Origin of the sequence: Candidatus Burkholderia verschuerenii (assembly GCF_001189365.1) — a bacterium.
Lineage (GTDB): Bacteria > Pseudomonadota > Gammaproteobacteria > Burkholderiales > Burkholderiaceae > Caballeronia > Caballeronia verschuerenii.
The window spans coordinates 24,257-30,510 of record NZ_LFJJ01000049.1 but is presented as its reverse complement, the minus strand read 5'-3'; the positions used below and the strand labels follow the sequence as shown (position 1 = coordinate 30,510).

Below are 6,254 nucleotides of genomic sequence, written 5' to 3'. Positions count from 1 at the left end.
GCTCAACGTCATGCCTCAACCTCTACTCGTGCGCTGCAGACCTGGCTGAGATGTGCGTTTACGTCTGCACCAGACTGCGTCGTCGGGTCCATTCCGGCAAATTCAATTTTGCAGGCCCGACTATTTACTGACAGGGCCGCGCATCACTACGCGCACGCGATCGGACAGCACGCGCCGGACATTCCGCTATGGACGCTCGACGATCCTGACGCCGTGCACGCCGACGTGGCGATCAGCTGGCTGCCGCCGTCGGGCGCGTATGGCGGCTTGCCGAATCTGCGGCTCATTCACAGCATCGGCGCGGGCGTGAATCATATTCTCGCGGAGCAAAGCGGCGGCGACGTGCCGTTGTGCCGCATCGTCGATCCGGAGCAGGCGCGCATCATGGCGCACTATGTCGTGTGGGGCGTGCTGCATTTTCATCGCGGGATGGATCGTCTGCTGCAGGCGCAGAGGGAACAGCGCTGGCTGCAGTTCGCGCATCGTCCTGCGGAACAGACGGTCGTCGGCGTGATGGGCATGGGCGTGATGGGGCGCACGGTGGCGGCATCGATCGCGAATCTGGGCTTCGACGTACGCGGATGGTCGCGCGGCGGATGCGAGATCGCGAACGTCCGTCCCTTCAGCGAAAACGAGTTCGACGCCTTCCTCGACGGCCTCGACATGATCGTGTGTCTGTTGCCGCTGACGGCCAGCACGCGCGGCATTTTGTCGACGAAGCTGTTCGCGAAGCTCAATCGCGGCGCGTGTCTGATTCACGTCGGACGCGGCGATCATCTCGTCGCAGCCGATCTGCACGCCGCGCTCGATGAAGGACAACTCGGCGGCGCGCTGCTCGATGTCTTCGCGCGCGAACCGTTGCCGGCGGACGATCCTTTGTGGACGCACGACAAGGTGATCGTCACGCCACATATCGCTGCTATTTCGACGAGCGCGACGGTGGCGGAGCAGATCGTCGCCAACGTCCGCTCCTTGCGCGCGGGCGATGCGCTGAACAACGTGGTTCAGCGCGAGCGGGGTTATTGAGGCTGATTCACCTGGCGGACATGCCGCCGATGCAGCTCGCCGATCGAACGGCAGCCTAGCTGCGCAAGCGTCCGATCGATTTCGCCGCGCAGGATGGTCAGCGCGCGCACCGCGCCCGCGCTGCCACCGGCCGCGACGCCGTACAGCACGGCGCCGCCGAGCATCACGAATCGGCGCCGAGACAGAGCGCCTTGACGATATCGGTACCGCGCCGAAAGCCGCTATCGACGATCAGCGCGAGCTTGTCGCGGCACACCGGCGCGATATCGACGAGCGCATCGAGCGCGGGAATCGTGCCATCGAGTTGCCGTCCGCCATGATTCGTGACGACGATACCTTGCGCGCCGAGATCGACGGCGCGTTGTGCATCGGCTGCGCTGAGAATGCCTTTGACGACGAGATTGCCCGGCCAGCGATCGCGCAGCCACGCGAGCGTCTCCCAGTTAAGCCGCGCATCCATTTGACGCGCGACGAAGATCGCGCCGTTGTCCGCGCGCGCCTGACCCTGCGGCATGTACTGCGCGATATTGGCGAAGGTCGGGACGCCGCCGGGCACCATGACATCCCAGAACCAGCGCGGATGCATGAGCGCATCGAGCTTGTTGCGCAGGTTGAGCGACATGCCATCGCGATAGCAGCGCCGATCCCATTCGCGATTGCCGTAATGAACGGCATCGACGGTCACGACGATGGTGTCACAGCCGGCGTCTTTGGCGCGCGCAAGCAGGTTCTCGGTGATCGCGCGGTCCTGCATGACGTAGAGCTGAAGCCATGTGCGGCCTTTGGGCGTCGCGCGCGCCACGTCTTCGAAGGTGCTGTTCGCGACGGTGCTGAGCGTAAACGGAATGCCAATTTCCTCGGCGGCCTGTGCGAGCTTGATATCGGCTTTATCACGTTGCATGCCGTTATAGCCGGTCGGCGCGACGATGAGCGGACACGCGCTGATACCGCCGAGAATCGGCTGACGCAGATCGCGCTGTTGGCAATCGACGAGCGCATCGGGCACGAAGCGCCAGTGATCGAAGGCGGAGCGATTGGCGGCGAGCGTGCGTTCGTCTTCGGCGCCCGAATCGACATATTCGAAGATGAAGTTAGGCAGACGGCGCTGCGCCATCAAGCGAAGTTCTTCGATATTGCGAGCACACACAACATGCCGTTCAACGGAAATTCGTCGTTGCATTAAAAATAAAGATGCCAAATAAAAGAAGGACTAACTCGAGAGAAGCCTGGCGCCCCGCCAGGCTGCTGGAGCATGTATGACACCGGTAGCGCGGGGAAGGACAGCGGTGCGATCAAGAAGCTGCTTTCTTTGGTGACTTTCTTTGCAGCCGCAAAGAAAGTCACCCCTCCGCCGGGGAGGCGGTTACTGAATAAAAACCCGCGACAAACGAACCAAGAGCGACAACCTAAGCAGCATCGAACTGCAATCTACGAATCGCATTCTCACAAAACGAAGCAAACCGATGCACAACCTGCCGAGGCCTCATGGTCCGCGACTGAGCAATCCCAAGCGTAGTGGCATTAACTTGATCCTTGAACCGCTTGACGACAAAGTCCTCGCCATCGACCGTCCGCATCGACTTGAGCGGAAAATTCAACAGCGAATAACCCAGCCCGTTCGCGACCATCCCGCGAACGACCTCCGGTTGAGAAGACCGATACGCCGGCACCGGCCGACTCCCGACCGAATCGAACAGCGCGGCAAAATACTCCCGGCTATGCGGCAGATCGAGCATCACATAAGGCTCGTCGAGCAGATCGGCAAGCGACACCTTGCGCGCGCGAGCCAGCCGATGCGTGCGCGGCAAAATCGCATACGGCGGCAGCGCGAGCAGCGGCGTGAAGGCGATATCTTCGGTAATGTCGAGACTGTAGGTCAGCGCGATATCGAGCGAGCCGTCGTGAAGGCCGCGCATGAGCCCGTCCTGATGCGCTTCCATCGTGCGAAACGAAATGCCCGAGTAATCGGCGGTGAAGCGGCTGATCAGCCCCGGCATCAGCGGCAGCGCAAGCGACACGAGACAACCGAGCGCGATCACGCCGGTCATTCCGCCATCCATTTCCTTGGCCGTCATCTGCAACTCTTCGGCGATCTTCAGCAGATTGCGCGCTTGCCCGAGCAGATCGCGTCCGGCCTGCGTCAGCGACAACCCGCTCGCATGATGCCGAATGAAAAGCTGCACGCCGAACGACACTTCGAGATCGGCCAGCGCGGTCGAGATGGAAGGCTGCGAAATATGCAGCCTGCGTGCGGCGGCGGTAAAGGACAAGGCTTCGGCGGTGACCACGAAGTACCGCAATTGCCGCAGCGAATAACGCAACGATTACATTTCCATCGTCGTGCGTCTCAGCCGCGCATGACGCGATGATATTTGCGATCGTAGTAAATCAGCACGCCCGGATGCGCATTGCTGACGATCTCGCCGACTTCGCAGATCAGGATATCGTGCGTGCCGACCGAGGTCCGGCTCACGATCCGGCAATCGATGGAAGCGGAAGCATCAGCGAGACGCGGCGGCGCGCCGTTCTGTTCGATCCATGTGCCGTGCGCGAAGCGATCGTCCATCGTGCCTTTCTTCGAAAAGCCCACGGACACGTCGTGCTGATCGGCGCTCAGCGTATTGATGCACACGCGGCCGTTCGCGTTCACCGCCGCATACGCCGACGACGTGCGATTGATGCACACGAGCACGCTGGGCGGCGTATCGGTGACGCTGCATACGGCCGATGCCGTGAAGCCCGCGCGTCCGCCAGGGCCGTCCGTCGTGATGACGTGGACGGCGGCGCCGAGTTGCGCCATCGCATCGCGGAAGGTTTCGAGCGTGACGTCGGTGGCAGTCATGTCAGTCAGCTCAGTCAGCATAGGAAGGATCCTTATCGTGCCAATGCTCGATTTAACGAGCAGGCATCAATTGATCCACGTGCCTCACTTATTCATCTCCTCCCGCAACTTCTGCGCAGCCGCCTTGTAGTTGTAAGTCGGATAAAACTCCGTCCGATACCCGCCCCAAGCCGTACTTTCGATCGCCCGGTTCACCTCACGCAGCCGATCCGCCGGCACGCGCAGCGTCACGACTTGTCCGATGCCCATCATCACGTACCACGACACCACCTCTACGCCCGGTGGCGGAAATTGCTTGAAGTAGCCCTGTTCCTTCAACTGCTGATTGATCTGCGGCAACGTCTTCGATTCATCGTGTTTGAGGAAGATCGTCAGCAGGAACGTGCCGTCGCCGGCAGGAGTCGCCTGTGGCGCGGCGTTCTGCGCGTGAGCGGGCGAAGCGATGTGAACCAGGCAAGCGATCGTCAGAGTTCGAAGCAGTCATGAAATACGGCTGGCCGTCGTTCGCACAGAAGCTCTCCGGTCGCGCCTGCTTGTGATGCGTGATCAGCCGCTCCATCAGATGCAGCGCGTTCGGTTACGAATGGCCTTCCGCCGTGTTGTCGAAAATGCACCAGACTTCCGGCGTCTTCTTCGCGCGGTGATGCAGCGTGCGCGCGACATCGTCGAGATAGGTGTAGTCGTACGAGGACTTGTAGAGCTCGGGCGAGCCGTGCAGCCGCACATAAACCAGCGACGTATCCGCGCGATGCTTGATCTCGCACTCGTCGGGAGTCGGATCGGCGTCGACGTAGGCGATGTGATGCGCCTTCAGCAGCGCGGCGGCCTGCGTCGTGAACCAGCCGTGCTGACGCGCCTCGCACGCGATCGGAAGCTGCGTGCGCTCGCGCAGCGTCCTGAAAAAACGCTCGGCGAGATCGTGATCGAAGGGCAGGCTGGGCGGCAGTTGCACGAGCCAGCAGCCGAGCTTGTCGCCCAACTGTCCGGCCGAATGCAGGAATTCGTCGATCAGCGTTTCGGTATCGACGAGACGCGCGTCATGGGTGATCGACTTGGGCAGCTTGACCGAAAAGCGGAACGAATCGGGCACGCTCTGCGCCCAGTGCGCGTACGTCTGATCGCGATGCGGCTTGTAGAAACTGGAATTGATTTCGACGCACGTCAGCACGTGCGAATAACGTTCGAGATGCGTGCCTTCGCCGGGAAAGCTCGACGACACGGCGCTCGACAATCCCCAGCCCGCGCAGCCGATGCGGATCGCACCTTGCGGGCCAGGCTTGTGCAGATGGGGCAATCGATACGGCATGCGCTCGCTGTGGCTCCCTGATTGATGTCAGTGCCGCGCCGCTCCGGATTGTCCGGGGGATTCGTCGGGCAGCGACGAAGCTTCGCCATCCTCGTCGGCGTCGTTCGAGCGCGCCCAGAAAAAACGATCCGGCAAATACGCGCCCATGCCGGGCCGGAACGCCGCGCGCGCCGCTTGAAACACATATTCCTGCGCCTCGCGCGCCGCTTCCGCCGGTTCCTGACCGTTGGCGAGCAACGCGGCGACCGCCGCGCCAAGCGTATCGGTCAGGCCCATCACGCGATGCACGCTGCGGTCCCACATGTCCTGCCGAACCTGTCCTTCCTCGCTGTACAACGTGTTCACATGTCGATGAGTGCCGGTTTCCATCGCGAGCACGTACTCGCAGCCCTGCGCGAGAATGTGCGAGATCGCGGTGTCGAGCGTCGGCGCTTCGGCGTCGCTGTCCGGCTGGGCGAGCTGCAAAAGCGTAGCGCTGTCGGCGATCAGCATGGTCGTCTGCGGCACCAGCAGATCGGCCAGCGACTCGCGCAACTCGTCGGCGGACAGCACGTGTTCGTCGTCGAGCGTAAAGTCGGGCGCGAGGATCAGCGGCACGTCGTCGTAATCGGAGACGACTTCCGCGATCGCCGACACCACTTCCGCCCGCGTCGCCGCGCCGATCTTGAACGCGGTGACCGGCATGTCCTCTAGCAACATGCGCGCCTGCGTCGCGACGGTGTCCGGATCGAGGCTGGTGACTTCGTCGCAGGAGGCGGAATCGCGCACGGCATAGCCGGTGAGCACGGTGACGCCGTGGCAGCCCATGCTCGCGAGTGTCAGCAGGTCGGCCTGCAGGCCCGACCCGCCGGTGGGGTCCGACAGTCCGAAGGTCAGTACGATCGGTGGGGAATCGCCGGTCATGGCAAATGCTGACATTGTTGTGATTGATTGCTCGATTTTTTTACGGTTCGGCTCGAAGCGGGCGCGCATCGAATGCAGAAGCGGCGGCACGCCCGATCAGGTTCGACTATGCGGCCTAAAGCCTTCCGGCTGCTGTCTTTGCGCACTTTTTTCCGGCGCGGCGGCACGATTGCGAAC

At 62.2% G+C, this 6,254-nt stretch carries 6 protein-coding genes and 1 pseudogene; 1 reads left to right on the top strand and 6 read right to left on the bottom strand.

All coding sequences use genetic code 11. The features are described from left to right. Nucleotides 1–108 precede the first annotated feature (108 nt). Nucleotides 109–1,026 (top strand): 2-hydroxyacid dehydrogenase, encoded by a 918-nt coding sequence (locus tag BVER_RS11530; RefSeq protein ID WP_050453417.1) that lies wholly within the window; start codon nucleotides 109–111, stop codon nucleotides 1,024–1,026. On the opposite strand, the pseudogene BVER_RS11525 reads toward BVER_RS11530, so the two are convergent. The 6 genes and pseudogenes from BVER_RS11525 to BVER_RS11500 all read right to left on the bottom strand — a co-directional run bounded on the left by BVER_RS11525 (nucleotide 1,020) and on the right by BVER_RS11500 (nucleotide 6,077). Then, a pseudogene (locus tag BVER_RS11525) lies at nucleotides 1,020–2,140 on the bottom strand (alpha-hydroxy acid oxidase). The gene BVER_RS11530 and the pseudogene BVER_RS11525 overlap by 7 nt on opposite strands. A 292-nt stretch (nucleotides 2,141–2,432) precedes the next feature. Further along, nucleotides 2,433–3,347 (bottom strand): LysR family transcriptional regulator, encoded by a 915-nt coding sequence (locus tag BVER_RS11520; protein WP_232316498.1) that lies wholly within the window; start codon nucleotides 3,345–3,347, stop codon nucleotides 2,433–2,435. A 26-nt stretch (nucleotides 3,348–3,373) separates the two neighbouring features. Beyond that, entirely contained in the window at nucleotides 3,374–3,868 is a 495-nt protein-coding gene (locus BVER_RS11515) for a flavin reductase (protein WP_050453418.1), read from the bottom strand. Between the two features lie 84 nt (nucleotides 3,869–3,952). Continuing rightward, nucleotides 3,953–4,348 (bottom strand): hypothetical protein, encoded by a 396-nt coding sequence (locus BVER_RS11510; protein ID WP_050453416.1) that lies wholly within the window; start codon nucleotides 4,346–4,348, stop codon nucleotides 3,953–3,955. A gap of 97 nt (nucleotides 4,349–4,445) precedes the next feature. After that, nucleotides 4,446–5,174: a DUF72 domain-containing protein gene (locus BVER_RS11505; protein ID WP_050453415.1), complete on the bottom strand. Its 729-nt coding sequence runs from the start codon at nucleotides 5,172–5,174 to the stop codon at nucleotides 4,446–4,448. 27 nt (nucleotides 5,175–5,201) lie between these two features. After that, nucleotides 5,202–6,077, bottom strand: a complete 876-nt coding sequence (locus BVER_RS11500) for a hydroxymethylpyrimidine/phosphomethylpyrimidine kinase (RefSeq protein WP_050453414.1) — start codon at nucleotides 6,075–6,077, stop codon at nucleotides 5,202–5,204. Between the last annotated feature and the right edge of the window lie 177 nt (nucleotides 6,078–6,254).